General features: G+C 61.1%; 20 protein-coding genes. 14 read left to right on the top strand and 6 right to left on the bottom strand.

Annotation, left to right across the window (positions count from 1 at the left end; translation table 11 throughout):
* Positions 1–14 precede the first annotated feature (14 nt).
* Together ABH945_RS10265 and ABH945_RS10260 are read right to left on the bottom strand one after the other, a co-directional pair.
* Positions 15–1,520, bottom strand: coding sequence for a sensor histidine kinase (locus ABH945_RS10265; protein WP_074766192.1), 1,506 nt, complete (start codon positions 1,518–1,520; stop codon positions 15–17).
* Between the two features lie 149 nt (positions 1,521–1,669).
* A complete protein-coding gene (locus ABH945_RS10260; RefSeq protein WP_007180058.1) occupies positions 1,670–2,356 on the bottom strand; it encodes a response regulator in 687 nt (228 codons plus the stop codon).
* A 159-nt stretch (positions 2,357–2,515) separates the two neighbouring features.
* On the opposite strand from ABH945_RS10260, the gene ABH945_RS10255 reads away from it, so the two are divergent.
* Positions 2,516–2,740 carry a DUF3717 domain-containing protein gene (locus ABH945_RS10255; RefSeq protein ID WP_074762565.1) on the top strand — a complete coding sequence of 75 codons (225 nt, stop codon included), beginning with the start codon at positions 2,516–2,518 and terminating at the stop codon, positions 2,738–2,740.
* 105 nt (positions 2,741–2,845) lie between these two features.
* Here ABH945_RS10255 and ABH945_RS10250 read toward each other — a convergent pair whose 3' ends face one another.
* Positions 2,846–3,136 (bottom strand): 4a-hydroxytetrahydrobiopterin dehydratase, encoded by a 291-nt coding sequence (locus tag ABH945_RS10250; protein WP_429250489.1) that lies wholly within the window; start codon positions 3,134–3,136, stop codon positions 2,846–2,848.
* Positions 3,137–3,263: 127 nt separating this feature from the next.
* The gene (phhA, locus tag ABH945_RS10245) at positions 3,264–4,160 is read right to left on the bottom strand and encodes a phenylalanine 4-monooxygenase (RefSeq protein ID WP_429250488.1); all 897 of its coding nucleotides are present in this window, start codon (positions 4,158–4,160) and stop codon (positions 3,264–3,266) included.
* A gap of 139 nt (positions 4,161–4,299) precedes the next feature.
* Between phhA and ABH945_RS10240 the strand changes: the two genes are divergently transcribed.
* Complete coding sequence (locus ABH945_RS10240) at positions 4,300–4,791, top strand: Lrp/AsnC family transcriptional regulator (RefSeq protein ID WP_074762562.1); 492 nt, start codon at positions 4,300–4,302, stop codon at positions 4,789–4,791.
* 84 nt (positions 4,792–4,875) lie between these two features.
* On the opposite strand, the gene ABH945_RS10235 is transcribed toward ABH945_RS10240, so the two are convergent.
* Positions 4,876–5,412, bottom strand: a complete 537-nt coding sequence (locus ABH945_RS10235; protein ID WP_074762561.1) for a class IV adenylate cyclase — start codon at positions 5,410–5,412, stop codon at positions 4,876–4,878.
* Positions 5,413–5,597: 185 nt separating this feature from the next.
* Positions 5,598–6,497: a LysR family transcriptional regulator gene (locus ABH945_RS10230; RefSeq protein WP_429250487.1), complete on the bottom strand. Its 900-nt coding sequence runs from the start codon at positions 6,495–6,497 to the stop codon at positions 5,598–5,600.
* Between the two features lie 142 nt (positions 6,498–6,639).
* On the opposite strand from ABH945_RS10230, the gene ABH945_RS10225 reads away from it, so the two are divergent.
* The 12 genes from ABH945_RS10225 (at position 6,640) to ABH945_RS10170 (ending at position 22,269) form a co-directional block, all read left to right on the top strand.
* Positions 6,640–8,178 (top strand): CoA-acylating methylmalonate-semialdehyde dehydrogenase, encoded by a 1,539-nt coding sequence (locus ABH945_RS10225; RefSeq protein WP_429250486.1) that lies wholly within the window; start codon positions 6,640–6,642, stop codon positions 8,176–8,178.
* A gap of 107 nt (positions 8,179–8,285) precedes the next feature.
* A complete protein-coding gene (locus ABH945_RS10220; protein ID WP_429250485.1) occupies positions 8,286–10,001 on the top strand; it encodes a GMC family oxidoreductase in 1,716 nt (571 codons plus the stop codon).
* Positions 10,002–10,321: 320 nt separating this feature from the next.
* Complete coding sequence (locus tag ABH945_RS10215; RefSeq protein WP_429250484.1) at positions 10,322–11,098, top strand: ABC transporter ATP-binding protein; 777 nt, start codon at positions 10,322–10,324, stop codon at positions 11,096–11,098.
* A complete protein-coding gene (locus ABH945_RS10210; protein ID WP_429250483.1) occupies positions 11,098–11,856 on the top strand; it encodes an ABC transporter ATP-binding protein in 759 nt (252 codons plus the stop codon). The genes ABH945_RS10215 and ABH945_RS10210 overlap by 1 nt, the downstream gene beginning before the upstream one ends.
* Before the next feature lie 82 nt (positions 11,857–11,938).
* The gene (locus tag ABH945_RS10205; RefSeq protein ID WP_074762554.1) at positions 11,939–13,162 is read left to right on the top strand and encodes an ABC transporter substrate-binding protein; all 1,224 of its coding nucleotides are present in this window, start codon (positions 11,939–11,941) and stop codon (positions 13,160–13,162) included.
* Positions 13,163–13,323: 161 nt separating this feature from the next.
* Positions 13,324–14,208, top strand: coding sequence for a branched-chain amino acid ABC transporter permease (locus ABH945_RS10200; RefSeq protein ID WP_429250482.1), 885 nt, complete (start codon positions 13,324–13,326; stop codon positions 14,206–14,208).
* On the top strand, positions 14,208–15,179 hold the full coding sequence (locus tag ABH945_RS10195; RefSeq protein ID WP_429250481.1) for a branched-chain amino acid ABC transporter permease: 972 nt from the start codon (positions 14,208–14,210) through the stop codon (positions 15,177–15,179). The genes ABH945_RS10200 and ABH945_RS10195 overlap by 1 nt, the downstream gene beginning before the upstream one ends.
* A 523-nt stretch (positions 15,180–15,702) precedes the next feature.
* Positions 15,703–16,869: an ABC transporter substrate-binding protein gene (locus tag ABH945_RS10190; protein ID WP_429250480.1), complete on the top strand. Its 1,167-nt coding sequence runs from the start codon at positions 15,703–15,705 to the stop codon at positions 16,867–16,869.
* A gap of 421 nt (positions 16,870–17,290) precedes the next feature.
* Positions 17,291–18,451 carry an ABC transporter substrate-binding protein gene (locus ABH945_RS10185; RefSeq protein WP_074762550.1) on the top strand — a complete coding sequence of 387 codons (1,161 nt, stop codon included), beginning with the start codon at positions 17,291–17,293 and terminating at the stop codon, positions 18,449–18,451.
* Positions 18,452–18,660: 209 nt separating this feature from the next.
* The gene (locus ABH945_RS10180; protein WP_429250479.1) at positions 18,661–19,716 is read left to right on the top strand and encodes a branched-chain amino acid ABC transporter permease; all 1,056 of its coding nucleotides are present in this window, start codon (positions 18,661–18,663) and stop codon (positions 19,714–19,716) included.
* A gap of 4 nt (positions 19,717–19,720) precedes the next feature.
* The gene (locus ABH945_RS10175) at positions 19,721–21,505 is read left to right on the top strand and encodes an ATP-binding cassette domain-containing protein (RefSeq protein WP_074762548.1); all 1,785 of its coding nucleotides are present in this window, start codon (positions 19,721–19,723) and stop codon (positions 21,503–21,505) included.
* A gap of 11 nt (positions 21,506–21,516) precedes the next feature.
* The gene (locus ABH945_RS10170) at positions 21,517–22,269 is read left to right on the top strand and encodes an ABC transporter ATP-binding protein (RefSeq protein WP_429250478.1); all 753 of its coding nucleotides are present in this window, start codon (positions 21,517–21,519) and stop codon (positions 22,267–22,269) included.
* Positions 22,270–22,372 lie beyond the last annotated feature (103 nt).

Below are 22,372 nucleotides of genomic sequence, written 5' to 3'. Positions count from 1 at the left end.
TGAATCGCAATACGTTAGATATCCACCGGCGCCGAGTGCGCCGATTTTTTTGCCGGTCGCGGGGCGTCGATTCGCGCAGGCTCGCTCTGAACGCTTGCCGGTAGCAACGGAATACGCACGATGAAGCGTGCGCCGCCTTCCGGCGCATCTTCGTAATGCACGCTGCCGCGATGCAGCACCATGATGTCGTGGACGATCGCGAGTCCCAGACCGGCACCGCTATCCACGCCTGCTTCGGCCTGACCGTCGCCGCGGAAAAACCGCTTGAACAGATCCGCCTGCTGAGCGCGCGGCACGCCCGGCCCGTTGTCTTCCACGATGATCTCTGCCATGCGCACATCGTCGATGACCGTTTGCGACACCGTCACCGTGATGCGCCCGCCGTCGAAGCGCGACGGCGGCACATACTTCAACGCGTTATCCAGCAGATTGGCGATCACTTCGTGCAGCAGCACAGGATTGCCGCGCGCCATCAGCGGATGATCGTTGGCCGGGTCGTCGAGCCGCTGGAAACCGAGGTCGACATGGAATGACAACGCGCGCGGCACCCATTCCGCGCCGGTGTCGAACGCGAGCGCGGACATGTCCACATTGACGAAGCGCGCAGCCTGTTCGCCCGGCTCGGCGCGTGCCAGCGACAACAACTGATTCGACAGACGCACCGCGCGGTCGGCCGCCGCCCGCAACTCGCGCACGGCCACGAGGGTCTGCTGCGGATCGCGCGCAGTGGCCGCCTGTTCGGCATGCAGCTTGACGGCGGTCAGCGGCGTGCGCAGTTGATGCGCGGCATCGGCGATGAATTTGCGCTGGCCGTCGAGCGCGGTTTTCAAACGATCGAGCAGCGCATTCAGTGCGCCCGTGAGTGGCCGGATTTCGACCGGCACGTAGGTTTCATCGACCGGTTCGAGCGATGTGTGAGTTTGCCGGTTCAGCGAATCCGCGAGATCGGTCAGTGGATTGAGCTGCTGGTTGACGACGCGCCACACGATCACCCAGCCCGCCAGCAGCAGAAGCAGCAGCGGCATCATGATCGCGACGAGGAACTCGGCGGCGATTCGAAACCGGTGATGCACCGGCTGACCGACTTCGATCACGATCGGGTTGCCCATGGGCTGATCGACCCGCACCTGCGCGACTCGCACGGTCGTACCCTGATGCTCGGTCTCGAACACGTACGCGTAATGCATACGACGCACGCTGGTGCCTTGCAGCGGCAGACTGGAGTCGCCGGCAATTTCTGATTCGCCGTTGCTGATCCGGTAGACGAGTTGTTCGACCGGATCGGAGAACATGGCTTGCGCGAGCGGTGGCACGGTCACTTTGGCATCGGGACCGGCAATCTGGATCTGCTTGGAAATCGCGGTGGCGAGGTCGGCGAGCGAGCGGTCGACGACATGCTGCGTGTATTGCCACGCCAGCCAGTAAGCGATCAGGCCGCTCATCAGCGCGAGCAGCGAAAGGGGTGCAGCGAGGCGCCGCAGCAGCGTGCGGCGCAGACTATTGGCGGCCGGCTGGGGCATGATCGAACGCGCGGGAAGAGGGCTACGGCGCGAGGCGCCGCTAAATTTCGCCGATGCCGGCGAATTGCACAGCACGTAGGCAATACGTGCGCGGCGCCGGCCCGGCACCGTCAGGCCGCCACGAAGTTCGTAGGCGGCCTTCACGACGATTATGCGGCTTGACGGATTTCCTGCAACAGATAACCGAAGCCACGCACCGTGACGATTTCCACACGGCAGCTTTCGAGCTTTTTACGCACCCGGTGCACGTAGACTTCGATCGCGGTGTCGCCGAGATCGCCGCCGAAATGCGTCAGATGGTCTTGCAGCTGCGCCTTGCTGACCACGCGGCCATGGCGCAGCAGCAGCATTTCGAGCACTGCGAATTCTCGCGGCGACAATTCGAGCGGCTTGTCGTCATTGAAAATGCGGCGATCGACGCCCGACAGACGCACACCGCCCAGCGACACTTCCGGACGCGGCATATCGCCGTGCGGACCGCTGCGGCGCATCACGGCGCGAATGCGTGCTTCGAGTTCGGTGGGTTCGAACGGCTTCAGCATGTAGTCGTCGGCACCGGAATTCAGGCCCTGGACACGGTCGTTCAACTCGTCGCGCGCGGTGAGGATGATGACCGGCGTATGGCGATTGCTCTGGCGGAAACGCGAGAGCAACGTCATGCCGTCGATACCGGGCAAGCCCAGATCGAGAATCACCAGCTCATGGCGGTTTTGCGTGAGGGCCTGCTCGGCGAAAATGCCGTCGTGGACCATGTCGACGGTGAAGCCGGCTTGTTCGAGACTGCTTTGGATGCCGCGTGCGATGGGGCGGTCATCTTCGATCAGAAGGAGTCGCATGGATTTCGCTCAAGTACAATGGGTTTAGGCGTTTGGGCAAGCGGTTCGCCGGGGCGCCTGCTGCACAGGCAGCGTGCGGGTGGCCGTGCCACAAGGACGGGAACGGGCCACGAAGCAGCCATCGAGCCGCCATGTTGCGCGCAAGGCAACCGCGAAGTCATGTCCGAAATAACCATCCACGAACTGGAAGCCGCGATCAACTTCTGGCGCGCCCGCTCACCTTCAAGCGGTGACGAACTCGTTCTGTGCAAGGAGGCAAGCGCGCTCTCCAAGCCGTATGCGCTGCTGATTGTACAGCGTCAGCAGACGCTATCACCGGATCGTTTAGACGGGTTTGCCAGGCAAGCGTGGGAAGTTTACGTAAGCCTTAAGAATAGCCTGTAGAACTGAAGGTTTGGCCGAGGGATAACCTGCATTGCCCTTTCATTTCCGGTCAATTGTTCGATGCGTGGCGGATTAGCACGCCAGCAAGGGCGCAAATTTCCTGTATTACGCTGTAATACTGTCGATGAACGACGCGAGTTTGATGTCGCGCTCGGTCAGGCCGTTGGCCTCGTGCGTGGACAACGTAATCTCCACCTTGTTGTACACGTTGAACCACTCCGGGTGGTGATCCATTTCCTGCGCCTTGATCGCCACCCGCGTCATGAAGCCGAATGCTTCGTTGAAGTCGGCAAACTGCAGCTTGCGCTGGATTGCGTCGCGGTCCTTCAGCACTTGCCAGTCGCTCAACGAGGCGAGTTTGGTGGCGCGTTCTTCGGTGGTCAGTTTCTGAATCATGGCGATGCCTCGTCGATAGGGACAACGTGCTGCGTATGCACGTCAGCGGGAGTGCGCGTTCACTATTTTTTCACGGATGCACCCAACTCGCTGCGCAGCGTGCGGTGCATGGTTCGCGTGCTGCGTTTCAGATATCGCCGTCGGCCTGCCAGCCATCCTGCGAGCCGCGCGTGATGACGCGATCGTCGTCGAGCACGTCACCGGCCATCAACGCGGGTTCAGCGGCGAGCTTCTCCAGCAGCGGCGCAAAATCGGTTTGGGCGACACCGAATAGCTGCGCGAAGTCATCGATGACGAAGTAGGTTTTCTGGAACGTGTCGATGCGATAACGCGTGCGCATCACGCGTTCCAGATCGAAGCCGAGCCGGTTCGGAGCGCCGCTCTGCTGGCTGTATAGCGTCTCTCCCTTGCTCGACACGATGCCCGCTCCGTAGATTTTCACACCGTTTGGACTGGCTGCGTCGCGGATCAGCCCGAACTCAACTGTGTACCAATAAAGCCGCGCGAGTAGAGGCAGTGCGCCGGCATCGTTGGCGGCCAGCGCAGCGCGTCCGTACGCATGCATGTAGTCGGCGAACACGGGGTTGATCAGCAGCGGCACGTGACCGAACAGGTCGTGGAAACAGTCCGGTTCTTGCAGATAATCGAGCTGGTCGGGACGGCGCATCCACCACGTGACGGGAAAACGGCGATTCGCCAGATGCTCGAAAAACACCTGATCAGGCACGAGGCCCGGCACGGCGACGATTTGCCAGCCGGTCGCGGGCGTGAGCTTCGCGTTGATTTCATCGAAGGAAGGCACGCGGTCCGCCGGCATGCCAATACGCTCGACGCCCGCCAGAAACTCGTCGCACACGCGGCCTTTGAGCAGCGCCGTCTGACGCGCATAAAGCTGTTGCCACACCGCGTGGTCGACAGCGCCGTAGCGTTCGGTGGGCTGATCGATGGTGAAATCGGCGCGGGTTTCGAGACCGGCGTCGAATTGCTCTTTCAGCTTGACGGTGTTGGCGGTGCTGGTGGACATGACTGCTGCGCTCGGCGAGTGGAAAACGGTGATGCAAGTGTAGAGCGGCAAGCGTGCGGTAAGGGCGCAATAGTGGCGTGTATGTGATCGTGTATGCAATAATCGTGCATTAATAGTCGATTAAATGCGGATAGCTGTCATGCTGGAACTCGATCACTTCGATCTCGCGCTGTTGAATGTCCTTCAGCGCTTTGGCCGGGCCACCCATCAGCAACTGGCTGAGGAGGTGCCGCTGTCGCCGTCTCAGATTGGCCGGCGTTTGCAGCGGCTGGAGCAGGTAGGGGTTGTAGACGGCTATCGCGTCGTGTTGCGGCCGGAGAAACTCGGGCTCGGCGTCACCGCTTTTACGAGTCTGAAACTGAAGCACCACGGCGATTCGATCATCGAACAATTCCAGCAGCAAATCGACGTGCTGCCCGAAGTGCTGGAATGTCACGCGGTGGTGGGCGACGCCGATTATTTGTTACGCATCGTCGCGCCCGATCTGAATTATCTGTCGACCTTTGTGATGAAGAAACTGATGCGCGTGCCAGGCGTCGACAGCGTGCGCTCGAACATCGTGCTGACCACGTTCAAGCGCAACGGGCCGCTGCCGCTTGCGCATCTGTCGCCGGGTGCGGCTCCGGTCTGACGCTGCGGGCCTGCAGCGTTAGCTCTGGTCCGCGCGAAACGTTTACTCCGCCACGCGCTTCAGAGCCAGGATGCGAGCCTCAGGTCAAGCCGCCTGCTTAGGCTCGCCTTCCAGATTCAGCATATCGACATAGGCCACGGCCACCAGATCCGATTCAGACACGCCAAGGGTTTCGAACATTGCGTGGGCCTCGGCATGGCCGCCTTCCTCGTCGTCGTCCTGGGCAAGCACGACTTCGAGTTCCACGAAATCGCCCAGTCCGTCGACCCGGTCCAGATGAATCCGCGTGCGTCCGGTTAGGTACACGTGACGTTCCTTCGTGACGATGCCGCGGGTGGTCAGCGCGGTGGCGAGCAGTGCATGCATCGCTTCGGGATTGGTCACGGGGCTGCGCGTGTAGTACGACGCCTTCGGGCCGTCGCGGTCATCGCGCTGATAGAAAATCAGCTCGGCGGGCGTGCCGTCGTCGAACTGGCGCAGCTTCAGGCGACCGCGCGGGACATCGTAGAAAAAATCCTGCTGGCGGAAGATCAGCGGCGCATCGGGCGCGAGCTTCGCGGCGCGTTCGCGCAACTGGTCGAAGTGCTGGGCGCGGGCTTTGATTTCGATGTTGCGTGCCATGTCAGGTTCCTGTGGAAAAGGGAGGGACGGCAGCTTCCGGGATTACGACGCGAAGCTGCCAGAGAGACAAAGTCATGCGAAACGGGATTAATGCAGAGCCGGCGTGAGAGCGCGAACCACCAATCTAACAAAAACTGCGTGACGGTGTAGTTTCACGGCGGCGTTGTCGGCGTCCACGTTTTCCCTCAGGTGGCCCATTGCTGTTCGATCAGCTTGAGCGCGGCGGCTATCGCAGGTTCGTCCTTGCGTTCGTCGAGGGTGACGAAGCTGAGCTGGGTCGGCACAGTGATGCCTTCGACGATGGTCAACGCGTGCGCATGCGCTTCGGCAATCGCGGTGGCGTCGCGGGCGAGCGTGAGGCCCACGCCCGATTTGACCAGATCGAGCATCGACGGCTCCTGATCCACTTCGGCCACTTTGACCGGCTTCACGCCCGCATCACCGAAGCAGCGCGACAACAATCTGTTATGCGCGGACGCAGGCGGCGTCCAGATCCACGGCAGCGCGGCGAGCGAACGCCAGTCGCGCGCACCTTTGACGCGGTCTTTCCAGCCCGCCGGAGCCAGCACGCGATACTGGAAATGAGTGAGCGTGACCGCGTGAAACGCGGGGCCGTCGCGCGTATCGTCGTCGGACGGCAGGCCGATGTAGTAGCCGACATCCAGCTCGCCCGCGCGAATCTGCTCCAGCACCCAGCCCGACATGCCGTGCCTCAACGCGGTTTCGATCGACGGCCACGTCTCCACCAGTTGCTTCAGGAAGCCGCCCAGCCGCAAGAAAGCCGGGTCGAGGATCGTGCCGATCCGCAACCGTCCCCGTACTTCGTGACGCAGCGATTGCGCGGCGCGCTGCACGTCAGCTGCTGCGCCAAGCGCGCGTTCGGCGTGCGGCAGCAACGCCTGGCCATCGCGCGTGAGGGTCAGCCCGTGTGAAGTCCGCGTGAACAGCGTCACGCCGAGTGTTTCCTGCAAGTGCTTGATTTGCAGGCTGACGGCCGGTTGCGTCAGATGTAGTTGCACCGCAGCACGCGTGAGATTGCCCTCGCGCGCGACGGTGATGAAAGCCCGGAGCAGTGTCAGATCCATATCCTGATATTAGCGCGGCTTATAGCGCTGTTGAGCATTACTCATTGGATTTGCCGCCCCGAAGCGCCGTACGCTTGCCGTTCAGCACGCCTTCGCCGCTTTGTGAGCGCCGGGCGGAAGACTCCACAGGAAGAGGACACATATGAGCGAGACATATCAGGACGACGCCGTGCGTAGCGCGGCGAGCGCGCGCGCGCTGACTCACATCATCAACGGACGCGCTGTGGACGGCACCAGCGGCCGTTTCGGCGACGTCTTCAATCCCGCGCTCGGCAGCGTGAGCGCACGCGTGCCGCTGGCGAGTGTCGCCGAAGTGGACGCGGCAGTCGCCGCTGCCAACGCTGCATTTCCCGCATGGAGCGAAACGGCGCCGATCAAGCGGGCGCGTGTGCTATTCAAGTTCAAGGAATTGCTCGACCGTCACCACGACGAACTCGCCGAACTGATCACGCGCGAGCACGGCAAAGTGTTCTCGGACGCGAAGGGCGAGGTGATGCGCGGCATCGAGATCGTCGAATTCGCGTGCGGCATTCCGAATCTGTTGAAGACCGATTTCACCGATCAGATCGGCGGCGGCATCGACAACTGGAATCTGCGTCAGCCGCTCGGCGTGGTCGCCGGCATTACGCCGTTCAACTTCCCGATGATGGTGCCGTGCTGGATGTTCCCCGTCGCAATTGCTTGCGGCAATACGTTTGTGTTGAAGCCATCGGAGCGCGACCCGTCGTGCTCGAATCGTCTCGCGGAACTGCTCAAGGAAGCCGGTTTGCCCGACGGCGTGTTCAACGTCGTACACGGCGATAAGGTCGCGGTCGATGCATTGCTTGTGCACCCGGACGTCAGCGCGTTGTCGTTTGTCGGCTCGACGCCGATTGCCGAATACATCTACACAGAAGGCACGAAACACGGCAAGCGCGTGCAGGCTTTGGGCGGGGCGAAGAATCACCTTGTCGTGATGCCCGACGCCGATCTCGATCAGGCTGTCGATGCATTGATCGGCGCGGCATACGGTTCGGCGGGTGAGCGTTGCATGGCGATCTCCGTCGCGGTCGCGGTGGGCCATATCGCCGATGAACTGATCGAGCGCCTCACGCCGCGCGTGAAGAGCCTGAAGGTACTCAACGGGATGGAATCGGCGGCGGAAATGGGGCCGCTCGTGACTGCCGTGCATCGCGACAAAGTGGTGGGCTACATCGACTCCGGCGTCGAGGCCGGCGCGAAACTGGTGGTCGACGGAAGAGGGCACCAGGTGGCCGGTCACGAGAAAGGATTCTTTCTCGGCGGCACGCTGTTCGACGATGTATCGACCGATATGAAAATTTATCGCGAGGAGATTTTTGGGCCGGTGCTGTGCGTGGTGCGCGTGCCCGATTTCGCGTCGGCAGTCGAGCTGATCAACTCGAATGAATTTGCGAATGGCGTGTCGTTGTTTACCTCCGACGGCGGCGTAGCGCGTGCATTTTCGCGGCAGATCCAGATTGGCATGGTGGGTATCAACGTGCCGATTCCGGTGCCGATGGCCTGGCATTCTTTCGGCGGATGGAAGAAGTCGCTATTCGGCGATCACCATGCTTATGGCGAAGAGGGCGTGCGTTTTTACACGCGCTATAAGAGCATCATGCAGCGCTGGCCGGACAGCATCGCGAAGGGCGCGGAATTTACGATGCCGGTTGCCAAATAGCGTTAGAAGCGTCATCGAACGCAGCGGTAGAAACATAATTAAAGCCTGACGATGCGGCCGCGTGAACATCACGCGGATCGCAGCAAAAAAGCTATGGAGACGAAACGATGAGCCACACCGAAAGTTCGCCAGCAGCATCGCGGCGGCTCGAAGGCGAATTCGATTACATCATTGTCGGCGCGGGCACCGCAGGTTGCGTGCTCGCCAATCGCCTCACCGAAGATCCGGACATACAGGTACTTTTGCTCGAAGCAGGCGGTAAAGACGATTACCACTGGATTCACGTACCGGTCGGCTACCTTTACTGCATCGGCAATCCACGCACGGACTGGCTTTATAAAACGCAGCCGGAAGCGGGCTTGAACGGACGCGCGCTTTCATATCCGCGTGGACGCGTATTGGGCGGCAGTTCGTCGATCAACGGCATGATCTATATGCGCGGCCAGCGTGAAGATTATGACGAATGGGCCCGCGTCACCAACGACGCTTCGTGGTCATGGAATTCCGTGTTGCCGGTCTTCAAGCGCAGCGAAGATCATCATGCCGGCGCGAGCGAATCGCATGGCGCGGGTGGTCCGTGGCGCGTTGAAAAGCAGCGTCTCAAGTGGAAGATTCTCGAAGAGTTTTCACAAGCTGCGCAACAGAACGGCATTCCGGCAACGGACGATTTCAATCGCGGCGACAACACCGGCGTCGGCTATTTCGATGTCAACCAGAAACGCGGAATTCGCTGGAACGCGTCGAAAGCGTTTTTGCGTCCCGCGCTTAAACGCCCGAATCTGACGGTCATTACCGGCGCGCATACTCAGCGCGTCGTGTTCGAAGGACGCCGCTGCACAGGTGTCGAATATCGCGGCGATAACACCGACTATCTCGCCAAAGCTCGTTGCGAAGTCATCCTCAGCTCGGGTGCGGTCAACTCGCCGCAATTGCTCGAATTGTCCGGGATCGGCAATGGCGCGCGTCTGCAAAATCTGGGCATCGAGGTGGTGAAGGACCTGCGGGGTGTCGGCGAAAATCTGCAGGACCATTTGCAATTGCGCATGGCGTATAAGGTCGATGGCGTGCGTACGCTCAACACCGCGTCCGCGCATTGGTGGGGCAAGCTGATGATCGGCGTCGAGTACGCGCTGTTTCAAAGCGGCCCGATGTCGATGTCGCCTTCGCAACTCGGTGCGTTCGCCAAATCCGATCCCGACGATCGCTCGCTCACGCGTCCCGATCTCGAGTACCACGTGCAGCCGCTTTCGCTCGATCGCTTCGGCGAGCCGCTGCATCGGTTCAATGCGTTTACGGCGTCGGTCTGTCAGTTGCGGCCAACTTCGCGCGGCAGCATCCACATCGAATCCGCCGATGCATCTGCGCCGCCGTTGATCGCGCCGAACTATCTCTCTACCGATTACGACCGGCATGTTGCCGCCAATGCGCTGCGTCTCACGCGCCGAATCGCTGCGGCGCCCGCGCTTGCGCGTTATCGGCCGCAGGAGATTTTGCCGGGCATCCAGTATCAAACCGAAGAGGAATTGCAGCAGGCCGCCGGTGCAGTCGGCACGACGATCTTTCATCCGGTCGGCACCTGCCGGATGGGCACGAGCGACGACCCGGCCGCTGTCGTCGATAACCGTCTACGAGTTATCGGGGTTGACGGACTGCGCGTGGTGGACGCGTCGGTCATGCCGACCATCACGTCGGGCAACACGAACTCGCCCACGCTGATGATCGCCGAGCGCGCGAGCGAGATGATCCGCGAAGATCGTCGCGCGCGCGTGGCCGGCAGTGTGTCGGCGCAGACCAGCTCCACGCCTTCGATGTCCGCTGTATGACAGGCACGGCAGAGTGACACGATTCACCGTGTGAGACATCGGCCAGACGCGTCCGGCCGATGTCTCACACGCGTCTTTGCTGCTCGGGTAGCGCCCTGGCCGCGTCTGAAACAGCCATCCCCACTAAGTGCAAATCCCAATGAATGCGCTGCATCATTGGCGCGACAATGGCAGCCAGGCTGCGTGTCGCATCATGGATTACCGTCCGGATTGGTGCAGCACGCCAACGAGCGGCATGGGGTGCCGCCGTCATAAAAAAGTCGCGCAGAACTTTGCGCGGAAGATCGTAGTGCTTCGCCTCACTCCGTATGGAAGGGAACATGATTCTCGGCGATACGATTCTCGAAACGCGCGGTCTTACCCGTGAGTTCAAAGGCTTCATCGCCGTGAACGGTGTGAACCTGCGCGTGCGCCGTGGCTCGATCCATGCGCTGATCGGCCCCAACGGTGCCGGGAAAACCACCTGCTTCAATCTGCTCACCAAATTTCTCACGCCGACTGCGGGTCAGATCGTCTTCAACGGCGTCGACATTACGCGTGAACGTCCGGCGCAAATCGCGCGGCGCGGCATCATCCGTTCCTTCCAGATTTCCGCAGTGTTTCCGCATCTGACGGCATTGCAGAACGTGCGAATCGGTTTGCAGCGCTCGCTTGGCACCGAGTTTCATTTCTGGAAAAGCGAATGCACTTTGCGCCGATTGAACGATCGCGCGATGGATCTTCTGACCCAGGTCGGTTTGACCGATTTCGCCGATGTCCCGACGGTCGAACTTTCATACGGCCGCAAGCGCGCGCTGGAAATCGCCACCACGCTCGCGATGGAACCGGAACTGATGCTGCTCGACGAACCGACGCAAGGCATGGGCCACGAGGATGTCGACCGCGTCACGGCGCTGATCAAAAAAGTATCGAGTGGCCGCACGATTCTGATGGTCGAGCACAACATGAATGTGATCGCCGGTATCTCCGACACGATTACCGTATTGCAACGTGGCGAAGTGCTCGCCGAGGGCAGCTATGCCGAGGTGTCGAAGAACGCGCTGGTGATGCAGGCCTACATGGGCAGCGCCGACGCGTCGCTCGCCGGAGCCCACTGATGAACACGATCGTTGAGCGCGAAGGCCTTGAAGTGAGCGGGGCGGACAACGGCGCACCCGCGCTGGATATTGCGGGTCTGCAGGCCTGGTACGGTGAATCCCACATTTTGCACGGCGTCGATCTGACGGTGAACCGCGGCGAAGTGGTCACGCTGCTCGGTCGCAATGGCGCGGGCCGCACCACCACGTTGCGCGCGATCATGGGATTGACGGGGCGGCGCACGGGGTCGATCCGCATTGGCGGACGCGAGACCATCAACCTGCCGACGCATCGCATCGCGCATTGCGGCATCGGTTATTGCCCGGAAGAACGGGGCATTTTTTCGAGCCTCTCGTGCGAGGAAAATCTACTATTGCCGCCGCCGGTCGGCGACAAGGCGCACATGATGTCGCTCGAAGAAATCTATTCGATGTTTCCGAACCTGCAGGAACGGCGGATGAGCCAGGGCACGCGTTTGTCGGGCGGCGAACAGCAGATGCTCGCGGTCGCGCGCATTCTGCGCACCGGCGCGAGCCTGCTGCTGCTCGACGAAATCTCGGAAGGGCTAGCGCCGGTCATCGTCCAGGCCCTCGCGCGGATGATCATCACGCTGAAGTCGCGCGGCTACACGATCGTGATGGTCGAACAGAATTTTCGCTTCGCGGCGCCGCTTGCCGACCGCTTTTACGTGATGGAGCACGGTGCGATCGTCGAGCACTTCGGGGCGGCTGAGCTCGAAGGAAAGATGCCGGTGTTGCACGATTTACTGGGCGTATAAAAACGCGTCTGATTGCCTGTCAGGCTTTCACCAGCCTCTCATCAGCCTCTGATAACCACAAGCGAAGAAACAGGAGACACGAATGAAAAAGAACCCACTCGCGCGGCTTACCTCCCTCTGTTTTGCGGTTGCTGCGGGCGCCGCGCTTACCGCGTCTACGTTGGGCAGCGCGCAAGCGGCCGACGACGCAGTGAAGATCGGCTACATCACCGATCTTTCGGGGCTCTACGCGGACATCGACGGACCGGGCGGGCTGGAGGCGATCCGCATGGCGATTGCCGACTTCGGCGGCAAGGTCAACGGCAAGCCGATCACGCTGGTCTACGCGGATCACCAGAACAAGGCGGATATCGCCGCATCGCGCGCGCGTGAGTGGTTCGACCGTGACGGCGTGGACATGCTGATCGGCGGCACGAACTCGGCAACGGGTTTGTCGATGAACACGGTGGCGGGTGAGAAGCACAAGGTCTACATCAACATCGGCGCGGGTGCCGACACGCTGACCAACGAGCAATGCACGCCGTACACGATCCACTACGCGTACGACACCACCGCGCTCGCCAACGGCACGGGCTCCGCGGTAACGAAGCAGGGCGGCAAGACGTGGTACTTCCTGACCGCCGACTACGCATTTGGCAAGGCGCTTGAAAAGGCGACCTCGGACGTCGTGAAGGCGAACGGCGGGCAGGTGCTCGGCGCAGTGCGCGCACCGTTGTCGGCGTCGGACTTCTCGTCGTTCCTGTTGCAGGCGCAAGCATCGAAAGCACAGATTCTCGGCCTCGCGAACGCGGGCGGCGACACGGTCAACTCGATCAAGGCCGCGAAGGAATTCGGCCTGACCAAGACGATGAAGCTGGCTGCGCTGCTGATGTTCATCGACGACGTGCACAGCCTGGGTCTGGAAACCACGCAAGGTCTGGTGCTGACGGATAGCTGGTACTGGAACAAGAGTCCCGAGACGCGCAAGTGGGCGCAACGCTACTTCGACAAGACGAAGAAGATGCCGTCGAGCCTGCAGGCCGCCGACTACTCCGCGACCATGACGTACCTGAACGCGGTGAAGGCAGTCGGTTCGACCGACACCGACAAGGTGATGGCCCAGTTGCGCAAGACCAAGATCGACGACTTCTACGCGAAGGGCTACATCCGCGAGGACGGCAGCATGATTCACGACATGTACCTGATGCAGGTGAAGACGCCGGCTGAATCGAAGGAGCCGTGGGACTACTACAAGATCATGGCGACGATTCCCGGCGAGCAGGCGTTCACGACCAAGGCGCAGACGCGTTGTGCGTTGTGGAAATAAACGCAGCGTGAAGGCATGACGGCTGCCGGTCCGTGACCGGCGGTCAACCGTTCAGGATGCCGCGCGCGGCGGATTCAACGTCATGATGTTGCCGTCCGTGACGGTCCGCTCGCGCATCACCGATCTCACCCTGGCACTAGCTTCAGGGGTTAAGGGCTTTAATGGACATCTTTGGCGTTCCGCTTCCGGCGATGCTGAGCCAGTTGCTGCTGGGCCTCGTGAACGGCTCGTTCTACGCGATTCTGAGCCTCGGGTTGGCGATCATCTTCGGCTTGCTCAACGTGATCAACTTCGCGCACGGCGCGTTGTTCATGCTCGGCGCGATGCTCGCGTGGATGGGCCTGTCGTATTTCGGCCTCCCGTACTGGGTGATGATTTTCCTCGCGCCGCTGATCGTCGGACTGTTCGGCGTATTGATCGAACGCACGATGCTGCGCTGGCTGTACAAGCTCGATCATCTTTACGGCTTGCTGCTCACATTCGGGCTGACGCTGGTGGTCGAAGGTGTGTTCCGTTCAATCTACGGCTCGTCGGGCCAGCCGTACGACGTGCCGTCGGCGCTGTCCGGTGCGACCAACCTCGGCTTCATGTTCCTGCCGAACTATCGCGCGTGGGTGGTCGTCGCTTCGCTGGCGGTGTGCTTCGCGACGTGGTTCGTGATCGAGAAGACGCGGCTCGGCGCGTACCTGCGCGCGGGCACGGAAAATCCGAAACTGGTCGAAGCATTCGGCGTCAACGTGCCGCTGATGATCACGCTCACTTATGGCTTCGGCGTCGCATTGGCCGCGTTTGCGGGCGTGCTGGCCGCGCCGGTCATCCAGGTCTCGCCGCTGATGGGCCAGCCGATGATCATCACCGTGTTCGCGGTGGTCGTGATCGGCGGGATGGGTTCGATCATGGGCTCGATTCTCACCGGTCTCATGCTTGGCGTGATCGAAGGACTGACGCGCGTGTTTTATCCGGAAGCGTCGGCGACCGTCGTCTTCGTGATCATGGCGCTCGTGTTGCTGGTGCGTCCGGCGGGTCTCTTCGGCAAGGAAAAATGATGCAGAGAAAAGTCCTCTACGGCCTGCTGCTGATCGCACTGCTCGCGGTGCCTGTGCTCGGCATCTATCCGCTCTTCGTAATGAAGGTGATGTGCTTCGCGTTGTTCGCGGCCGCCTTCAACCTGTTGATCGGCTATACCGGTTTGCTGTCGTTCGGTCACGCGATGTTCCTCGCATCGGCCGGTTATGTGACGGGCTATGCGATGCAGACGCTCGGCTTTTCGCCGGAACTCGGCGTGCTCGCGGGAACCGCGGCGGCCACCGTGCTCGGCCTGCTGGTCGGACTTTTCGCGATTCGCCGCCAGGGCATCTACTTCGCGATGGTGACGCTGGCGCTCGCGCAAATGGTTTATTTCGTGTTCCTGCAAGCGCCGTTCACGCATGGCGAGGACGGTCTGCAAGGTGTGCCGCGCGGCAAGCTGTTCGGCCTGCTCGATCTTTCATCGGACGTGACGCTGTATTTTGTCGTGCTGGCCGTGATGGTGCTGGCGTTCCTGCTGATCGTGCGGATCGTTCACTCGCCGTTCGGACAGGTGCTGGTCGCGATCAAGGAAAACGAGCCGCGTGCGGTGTCGCTCGGCTATGACACGGATCGCTTCAAGCTGCTGGCGTTCATTCTTTCCGCCGGGCTTGCCGGGCTTGCGGGCTCGCTCAAGGTGCTCGTGCAGGGTTTTGAGACGCTCAGCGACGCCTATTGGACCATGTCCGGCCTGGTGATCCTGATGACGCTGGTCGGCGGCATGGGTACGCTGTTCGGCCCGCTGCTCGGCGCGGCGCTGATCGTCGCGCTCGAAGACCGTCTCGGCGATATCGGCTCGGCATTGGCTGCGGCTACCGGCGTGGACTGGTTCCGCTCGCTGGGCGAATCGGTGACCATCGTCACGGGGATCATTTTTATCGCGTGCGTGCTGGCGTTCCGGCGCGGCATTGTTGGCGAGATCGTGGCGCGGGTTCGGCCGCTGCGAGCCTGAATACGATGCGTCGCACAATTGCTCTGGAATCCGATGTATTGGTTTCAGACATTCAGCTGAGGTAGACTGCAAACCGCTTGCGCGGAAGTATCAAACGGAAGCGGGCGCAACAGGCATAAACGTGCCCCAATTCGGTGCCGCAGTGCACCACTAGGGTAATTGCTAGTTGTAGCCTGGAGGGTCGTCGTTTAATCTTCATGCAGTTCTGACGCAGCACCGAATTTGCAGGTGGAGAACGAGGAGACAATGAGGCACTAAGTGCCCAGACGAAAGCGCTGTTGGATTGATATCCAACAGCGCTTTTTATTTGTACTTTCGATTAATCGCCATTCCATTTTTTCTCTAATTCGGTGACCCTTTTTTATTCACCGTATATCCGCTGATTCCACGCCACACAACCCTGCAAAATGCTTGCGGGGTCGCGCTTTCGTCCGCTAAACTCGCTATTCACCGACCGCTGGGTCGGTATTTAAATCTGCGGATTTAAATTCGAATGAATAACCGGGGTAGACAGAGGAGCGGGATGAAGTCGGCATTGCGTTGGATTAGCGCGGCATTGGTCGCTACGGGCATATCTTCGGCATGGAGCACCCATGCATTCGCAGACGTGAAAATTGGCGTTTCGGTGTCGGCAACGGGACCGGCTGCATCGCTGGGAATTCCCGAGAAAAACACCATTGCGCTGCTGCCTAAAGAAGTGGCGGGGCAGAAGATCGACTACATCGTGCTCGACGATGCAACCGATTCCACCAATGCGGTCAAGAACGCCCGCAAGCTCACCAGCGAAGATCACGTCGACGCACTGATCGGCTCGACCGTCGTGCCGAATTCGCTCGCCATGATCGACGTCGCTGCTGAAAGCACCACGCCGATGATCTCGATGGCAGCGGCCGCCAGCATCGTCGAGCCGATGGATGCGAAGCGCGCGTGGGTCTTCAAGACGCCGCAAAACGACATCCTGATGGCCACCGCCATCGCGCAGCACATGGCGAATCACGGTGTGAAGACGGTCGCGTTTATCGGCTTCTCCGACGCGTACGGCGAAAGCTGGTTCAAGGAGTTCAGCAACGCCGCCACGCTCGCGAAGATCAAGGTGGTCGCAAACGAACGTTTCGCACGCAACGATGCGTCGGTCACCGGCCAGGTGTTGAAGGTGATGTCGCAGAACCCGGACGCGGTGCTGATCGCAGGTGCGGGTACACCGGCCGCGTTGCCGCAGAAAACGCTGAAGGAACGCGGCTACAAGGGCAAGCTTTACCAGACGCACGGCGTCGCGAATAACGACTTCCTGCGCGTGTGCGGCAAGGATTGCGAAGGCACGTATCTGCCGGCTGGTCCGCTGCTGGTCGCGGATCAATTGCCCGATTCGAATCCGGTGAAGAAGAGCGCGCTCGCGTACAAGCATGCGTATGAAGGCGCTTATGGCGCGGGCTCGGTGTCGACTTTCGGCGGTCACGCATGGGACGCAGGGCTGCTGCTGCAACGCGCTATCCCTATCGCGTTGAAGAAAGGTCAGCCTGGCACGCCCGCGTTCCGCGACGCATTGCGCGCTGCGCTGGAAAGCACCAAAGACATGCCCGCGTCGCACGGCATCTTCAACATGAGCGCGAACGACCACGCCGGCCTCGACCAGCGTGCACGCGTGATGGTGGAGATCGTCGGCGGCAAGTGGAAGTTGGCCGGCGACTGAGCGAAGGCAAACGATACGGGAACCCATCCAGAAAAGACGCGTGCAGTTGACGCGTCTTTTTTATTGCCCGTTTTACGCGATTGCACCGAGTGAGCGCTTCACGTGAAAAGTGTGGTTCCGTAGTTTCAGGACAAACCCGCATTAGCCGTTCAGTCTATTGACCGTCAATGATGCAGAACGCAATACTACTAACATGTTAGTAGTCTGCTCGACGAAGTCCGACAGAGAAATCGCAGCAGCGGGTAGTGGCGGTAGCAGCAGGGCAGTGGCAGCGTAGTGGCACCAAAAAAGACGGTGACGGCATTCATGTCGGGCAGGGGAAAACCATGCTTGGCACGCCTGAACCCAATAACTAGATTCAGACACCCGGTCGATGAGCCGGATTACAGGTACGCGCTTCAAAAGCGTTTGGAGACTCGCAATGAAAAAGACCAGGCAATGGGTACGCACAGGCATCGCGATGGCGTTGATGTGCGGCGCCGGAGCAGCGTTCGCCCAGGTGAAGATTGGCGTGACGCTGTCCACGACGGGGCCCGCTGCATCGCTCGGGATTCCTGAGAAGAACACGATCGCGTTGCTGCCGAAAGAGATTGGCGGCAAGACCGTGCAGTACATCGTCCTCGACGACGCCTCCGACACCGGCAAGGCCGTGCAGAACACGCGCAAGCTGATCGACGAAGATCATGTGGACGCGATCATCGGCTCGACGGTCACCCCGAACTCGCTCGCCATGCTCGATCCCGCAGCCGAAGGCAAGACGCCGGTGATCTCGCTGGCGGCATCGGCTGCGATCATTTCGCCGATCGACGCAAAACGCGCGTGGGCGTTCAAACCGCCGCAAAACGACAGCCTGATGGCCGACGCCATCGCCGATTACATGGAGCGTCACGGCGTCAAAACGGTGGGCTTCATCGGCTTCGCAGATGCCTACGGCGACGGCTGGAACAACGTGTTCACGGCGGCGGCCGCTGCGCATCATCTGAAGATCGTGTCGAACGAGCGCTTTAACCGCACCGATGCATCGGTGACGGGCCAGGTGCTGAAGACGATGGGCGCGAATCCCGACGCAGTGTTGATCGCGGGGGCGGGCACGCCGTCGGCGTTGCCGGCCAAGACGCTGAAAGAACGCGGCTACAAGGGCAAGGTTTATCAGACGCACGGCGTCGCCAACAACGACTTTCTGCGCGTGTGCGGCAAGGATTGCGAAGGCGAGTTCCTGCCGGCTGGCCCGATCCTCGTGGCGGATCAGTTGCCGGATTCGAATCCGGTGAAGGCGTCGTCCGAAGCGTATAAGACGGCCTACGAGAAGGCCTATGGCGCGGGCTCCGTGGCGACCTTCGGCGGTCACGCGTGGGACGCCGGGCAGATGCTGCAGGCCGCGATCCCCGTCGCACTGAAGACGGCCCAGCCGGGCACCGAAGCGTTCCGCGTGGCACTGCGTGCTGCACTTGAGAACGTCAAGGAGTTGCCGGTCTCGCACGGCATCATGAACACCACGACGACCGACCACAACGGCCTCGACAAGCGTGCACGCGTGATCGTGCAGATCGTCGACGGCAAGTGGAAACTGCAGAACGACTAACAACATAAAGCGGTACGCGCCTCTCGCGCACTCAGCGGCCTGACACGCCGCATTGCCATTCTGTTCGACGACAATGGCATCGCCCGCCGCGCCGTGTTCCGGTGCGGCGGCGTCTTTTCAGACATTGCAGGTCGGTGGACGGCCAGGAGTTTCGCCGCCACCTCGACCGGTTCCCGGTTTTCGATTTCGACGCTTCAGGACGAGGAAGTATGGATCTATCAATTGCGGCGATCCTCGCGCAGGACGGCATCACCACCGGCGCGATTTACGCGCTGCTTGCGCTTGCGCTGGTGCTGGTGTTCTCCGTGACGCGGGTGATCTTCATCCCGCAGGGGGAGTTTGTTTCGTACGGCGCGTTGACGCTCGCCGCCTTGCAGACACAGAAGTTTCCGGCCACGTGCTGGTTGCTGATGGCGATGGGCGCGGCCTGCTTCGTCGTCGAAGTAGGGGGCATGGCGCGGCACGCTGAGCGGCGCCGACACGCGGCTCGCACGCTGGCGCTGCTGGCCGGCAAATACCTGCTGTTCCCGATTGCCGTCTATGCACTGACGCGTGGCGTGTTCCTGCAACCGCTGCCGATGATTGTGCAGATCGCGCTGACCTTGCTGATCGTGATTCCGATGGGGCCGTTCGTCTACCGGCTCGCGTACGAGCCGATCGCGGAAGCGACCACGCTGCTGCTGCTGATCGTGGCGGTGGCGGTGCACTTCGCGATGGTCGGCCTCGGGCTCGTGATGTTCGGCGCGGAAGGTTCGCGCACGACCGCGTTTTCGGACGCCAAGTTCAACCTCGGCAGTCTGTCGATCTCGGGGCAAAGCCTGTGGGTGGTCGGCACCGCGGTCGTGCTGATCGGCGCGCTGTACCTGTACTTCGATCGCTCGATCTCGGGCAAGGCATTGCGCGCGACCTCGGTGAACCGGCTCGGCGCGCGGCTGGTCGGCATCGGCACGACGCAGGCCGGGCGGCTCGCGTTCACGCTTGCTGCGGGGCTCGGCGCGCTGTGCGGCATCCTCGTGGCACCGTTGACCACCATCTACTACGACTCGGGCTTCCTGATCGGTCTGAAGGGCTTTGTGGGCGCGATTATCGGCGGACTGGTCAGCTATCCGCTGGCGGCTGCCGGATCGATTCTCGTTGGCCTGCTGGAGTCGTATTCGTCGTTCTGGGCGAGTGCTTATAAGGAAGTGATCGTGTTCACGCTGATCATCCCCGTGCTGCTCTGGCGAAGTCTTGCCAGCCCGCACGCCGAAGAGGAAGAGGAGTGACACGATGAAACGGATCATGCAAAACAGGTTCTTCTGGTTGTTCCTTGTGGTGCTGTTCGCGCTGCCGGTGTTGCCGCAGCCGATTCACGTCCCCGAGTATTGGGTGACGCTGCTCAACTACATCGGGCTGTATTCGATCGTCGCGATCGGGCTGGTGCTGTTGACCGGGATCGGCGGAATGACGAGTTTCGGGCAGGCAGCGTTCGTCGGCATCGGTGCCTATGCGACCGCCTATCTGACGACCACTTACGGCGTTTCGCCGTGGCTCGCGTTGATCGCGGGCGTGGTGGTAACGGCCTTGATCGCGCTGATGCTCGGCCTCGTCACGATGCGTCTGTCGGGCCACTTTCTGCCGCTTGGCACGATCGCGTGGGGCCTCGCGCTGTTCTACCTGTTCGGCAATCTGGACATGCTCGGCAAGTACGACGGTATCAACGGAATTCCGGTGCTGAATGTGTTCGGCATCAACCTGGAATCCGGTCGCCATATCTATTACCTGATCTGGGTGGTCGTCCTCGGGGCGGTTATTTCTGTTCAAAATTTGCTTAATAGTCGACCGGGGCGGGCGATTCGCGCGCTGCGCGGCGGCGGCATGATGGCCGAGGCGATGGGCGTCAACACGGGCTGGATGCGCGTGGTGATCTTCGTTTATGCGGCAGTGCTGGCGTCGATTTCGGGCTTCCTGTATGCGCATTTGCAGCGTGCGGTGAATCCGACGCCGTTTGGTCTGAACCATGGCATCGAATTTCTGTTCATGGCGGTGGTAGGCGGGGTGTCGCATGTGTGGGGCGCGGTCCTCGGCGCGGCGATTCTGACCGTATTGCAGGACTATCTGCAGACGCTGCTGCCGAAGCTGCTCGGCGAGAACGGCAACTTCGAGGTCATCGTGTTCGGCATCTTGATGGTGCTGTTGCTGCAGTACGCACGACAGGGTGTCTGGCCGTTCGTCGCGCGATTTTTCCCGCGTGGTCCACGCGCGCATCTGGCCGATCACGCAGAGCCGTTGCCGCAGCGCAGCAAGCCCGCCAGCGGTGAAAGCCTATTGACGGTGAACAAGGCGCGCAAGCAGTTTGGCGGTCTGGTCGCGGTGAACGACGTCAGCTTCGAAGTGAAAGCGGGGCAGATCATCGGTCTGATCGGGCCGAACGGCGCGGGCAAATCCACCACCTTCAATCTCGTGACCGGCGTGCTTCAGGCGACGAGCGGTGAGATCACGTTCCGTGGCGAGCGCATCGATTCGCTGAGTTCACGTGAAATCGTCAAGCGCGGTATCGGCCGCACGTTCCAGCACGTCAAGTTGCTGCCGGGCATGACCGTGCTGGAGAACGTCGCGATTGGCGCGCATCTGCGTGGCCAAGCCGGGGTTTGGCGGAGCGTGGCGCGGCTGAATGGTGCGGAAGAAGCGCGTCTGATGGCGGAAGCGGCACGCCAGATTCGCCGCGTCGGACTTGAGCAGCATATGTATGACGAGGCTGGCAGCCTGGCTTTGGGTCAGCAGCGGATTCTCGAAATCGCCCGCGCATTGTGCTGCGATCCGACGCTGCTGCTACTTGATGAGCCAGCCGCAGGTTTGCGCTATCAGGAAAAGCTGCAACTTGCGGACTTGCTGCGTCGGTTGAAAGCGGAAGGGATGAGCGTGCTGCTGGTCGAGCACGATATGGATTTCGTGATGAATCTCACCGATCGGCTGGTGGTGATGGAGTTCGGTACGCGGATCGCCGAAGGATTGCCGCAGGATGTGCAACAAGACCCGGCTGTGCTCGAAGCGTATCTGGGCGGGGTGGAGTGATGGAGAACACAATGAATGTTGCTGCGCCGATTCTCAACGTTAACGGGTTGTCCGTCCGATACGGCAAGGTCGAGGCGCTGCATGGCGCGGCGATCAAAGTGCGGGCAGGGCAGATTGTCTCGGTGATCGGCCCGAACGGCGCCGGTAAGTCCACGTTGTTGAACGCAATCATGGGCGCGTTGCCGAGCACGGGTCATGCAAAAGGCGCCGTCGTTTATCGGGATGAGGACGTGAGCGCGGTGCCGGTTGAAAAGCGGGTCGCGCGCGGCATGTGTCTGGTGCCGGAAAAGCGCGAGTTATTCGCCTCGATGACGGTTGAGGATAATCTGGTCCTTGGAGCGTATCGGCGAAAGCGGGCAGGGGAGCGCAATTTTCTCGACCAACTCGAACCGGTGTTTACGCTTTTCCCACGGTTGAAGGAGCGCCGCAAGCAGGCAGCCGGCACGCTTTCCGGCGGTGAGCGGCAAATGCTGGCAGTGGGGCGCGCACTCATGGGCAAACCCGATCTGCTGATGCTGGACGAGCCGAGCCTGGGCTTGGCCCCGCTGATCGTGAAGGAGATTTTCCACATCATCAGCGCGTTGCGGCAGACGGGCGTTGCGACACTGCTGATCGAGCAGAACGCGCGGGCCGCGTTGCAAATCTCCGACTATGGGTACGTACTTGAAACCGGAGAGTTGGCGCTGGAAGGGGCGGCGGCGGATTTGGCAAAGAATCCTCGTGTGATTGAGACATATCTGGGTCTAACCAAAAAAGTGGCCTAAAGCACGCGCCTTTCTGTTCCTCGCACTTCGAAGCGGTGTGTTTCACGTGAAACACACCGCTTTTTTACGACCTGGTCATTCGGACGAAATTCGGGCCTAAACC

This window comes from Paraburkholderia sp. GAS333 (assembly GCF_050435665.1).
Taxonomy (GTDB): Bacteria; Pseudomonadota; Gammaproteobacteria; order Burkholderiales; family Burkholderiaceae; genus Paraburkholderia; species Paraburkholderia fungorum_A.
Note: the sequence above shows the minus strand (reverse complement) of the source record. Positions and strands in the feature narration are given on the sequence as shown.

Coding starts and splice junctions, on each gene's coding strand:
- ABH945_RS10265 (WP_074766192.1), bottom strand. CDS start 1,520: ATGCCCCAGCCGGCCGCCAATAGTCTGCGCCGCACGCTGCTGCGGCGC.
- ABH945_RS10260 (WP_007180058.1), bottom strand. CDS start 2,356: ATGCGACTCCTTCTGATCGAAGATGACCGCCCCATCGCACGCGGCATC.
- ABH945_RS10255 (WP_074762565.1), top strand. CDS start 2,516: ATGTCCGAAATAACCATCCACGAACTGGAAGCCGCGATCAACTTCTGG.
- ABH945_RS10250 (WP_429250489.1), bottom strand. CDS start 3,136: ATGATTCAGAAACTGACCACCGAAGAACGCGCCACCAAACTCGCCTCG.
- phhA (WP_429250488.1), bottom strand. CDS start 4,160: ATGTCCACCAGCACCGCCAACACCGTCAAGCTGAAAGAGCAATTCGAC.
- ABH945_RS10240 (WP_074762562.1), top strand. CDS start 4,300: ATGCTGGAACTCGATCACTTCGATCTCGCGCTGTTGAATGTCCTTCAG.
- ABH945_RS10235 (WP_074762561.1), bottom strand. CDS start 5,412: ATGGCACGCAACATCGAAATCAAAGCCCGCGCCCAGCACTTCGACCAG.
- ABH945_RS10230 (WP_429250487.1), bottom strand. CDS start 6,497: ATGGATCTGACACTGCTCCGGGCTTTCATCACCGTCGCGCGCGAGGGC.
- ABH945_RS10225 (WP_429250486.1), top strand. CDS start 6,640: ATGAGCGAGACATATCAGGACGACGCCGTGCGTAGCGCGGCGAGCGCG.
- ABH945_RS10220 (WP_429250485.1), top strand. CDS start 8,286: ATGAGCCACACCGAAAGTTCGCCAGCAGCATCGCGGCGGCTCGAAGGC.
- ABH945_RS10215 (WP_429250484.1), top strand. CDS start 10,322: ATGATTCTCGGCGATACGATTCTCGAAACGCGCGGTCTTACCCGTGAG.
- ABH945_RS10210 (WP_429250483.1), top strand. CDS start 11,098: ATGAACACGATCGTTGAGCGCGAAGGCCTTGAAGTGAGCGGGGCGGAC.
- ABH945_RS10205 (WP_074762554.1), top strand. CDS start 11,939: ATGAAAAAGAACCCACTCGCGCGGCTTACCTCCCTCTGTTTTGCGGTT.
- ABH945_RS10200 (WP_429250482.1), top strand. CDS start 13,324: ATGGACATCTTTGGCGTTCCGCTTCCGGCGATGCTGAGCCAGTTGCTG.
- ABH945_RS10195 (WP_429250481.1), top strand. CDS start 14,208: ATGCAGAGAAAAGTCCTCTACGGCCTGCTGCTGATCGCACTGCTCGCG.
- ABH945_RS10190 (WP_429250480.1), top strand. CDS start 15,703: ATGAAGTCGGCATTGCGTTGGATTAGCGCGGCATTGGTCGCTACGGGC.
- ABH945_RS10185 (WP_074762550.1), top strand. CDS start 17,291: ATGAAAAAGACCAGGCAATGGGTACGCACAGGCATCGCGATGGCGTTG.
- ABH945_RS10180 (WP_429250479.1), top strand. CDS start 18,661: ATGGATCTATCAATTGCGGCGATCCTCGCGCAGGACGGCATCACCACC.
- ABH945_RS10175 (WP_074762548.1), top strand. CDS start 19,721: ATGAAACGGATCATGCAAAACAGGTTCTTCTGGTTGTTCCTTGTGGTG.
- ABH945_RS10170 (WP_429250478.1), top strand. CDS start 21,517: ATGAATGTTGCTGCGCCGATTCTCAACGTTAACGGGTTGTCCGTCCGA.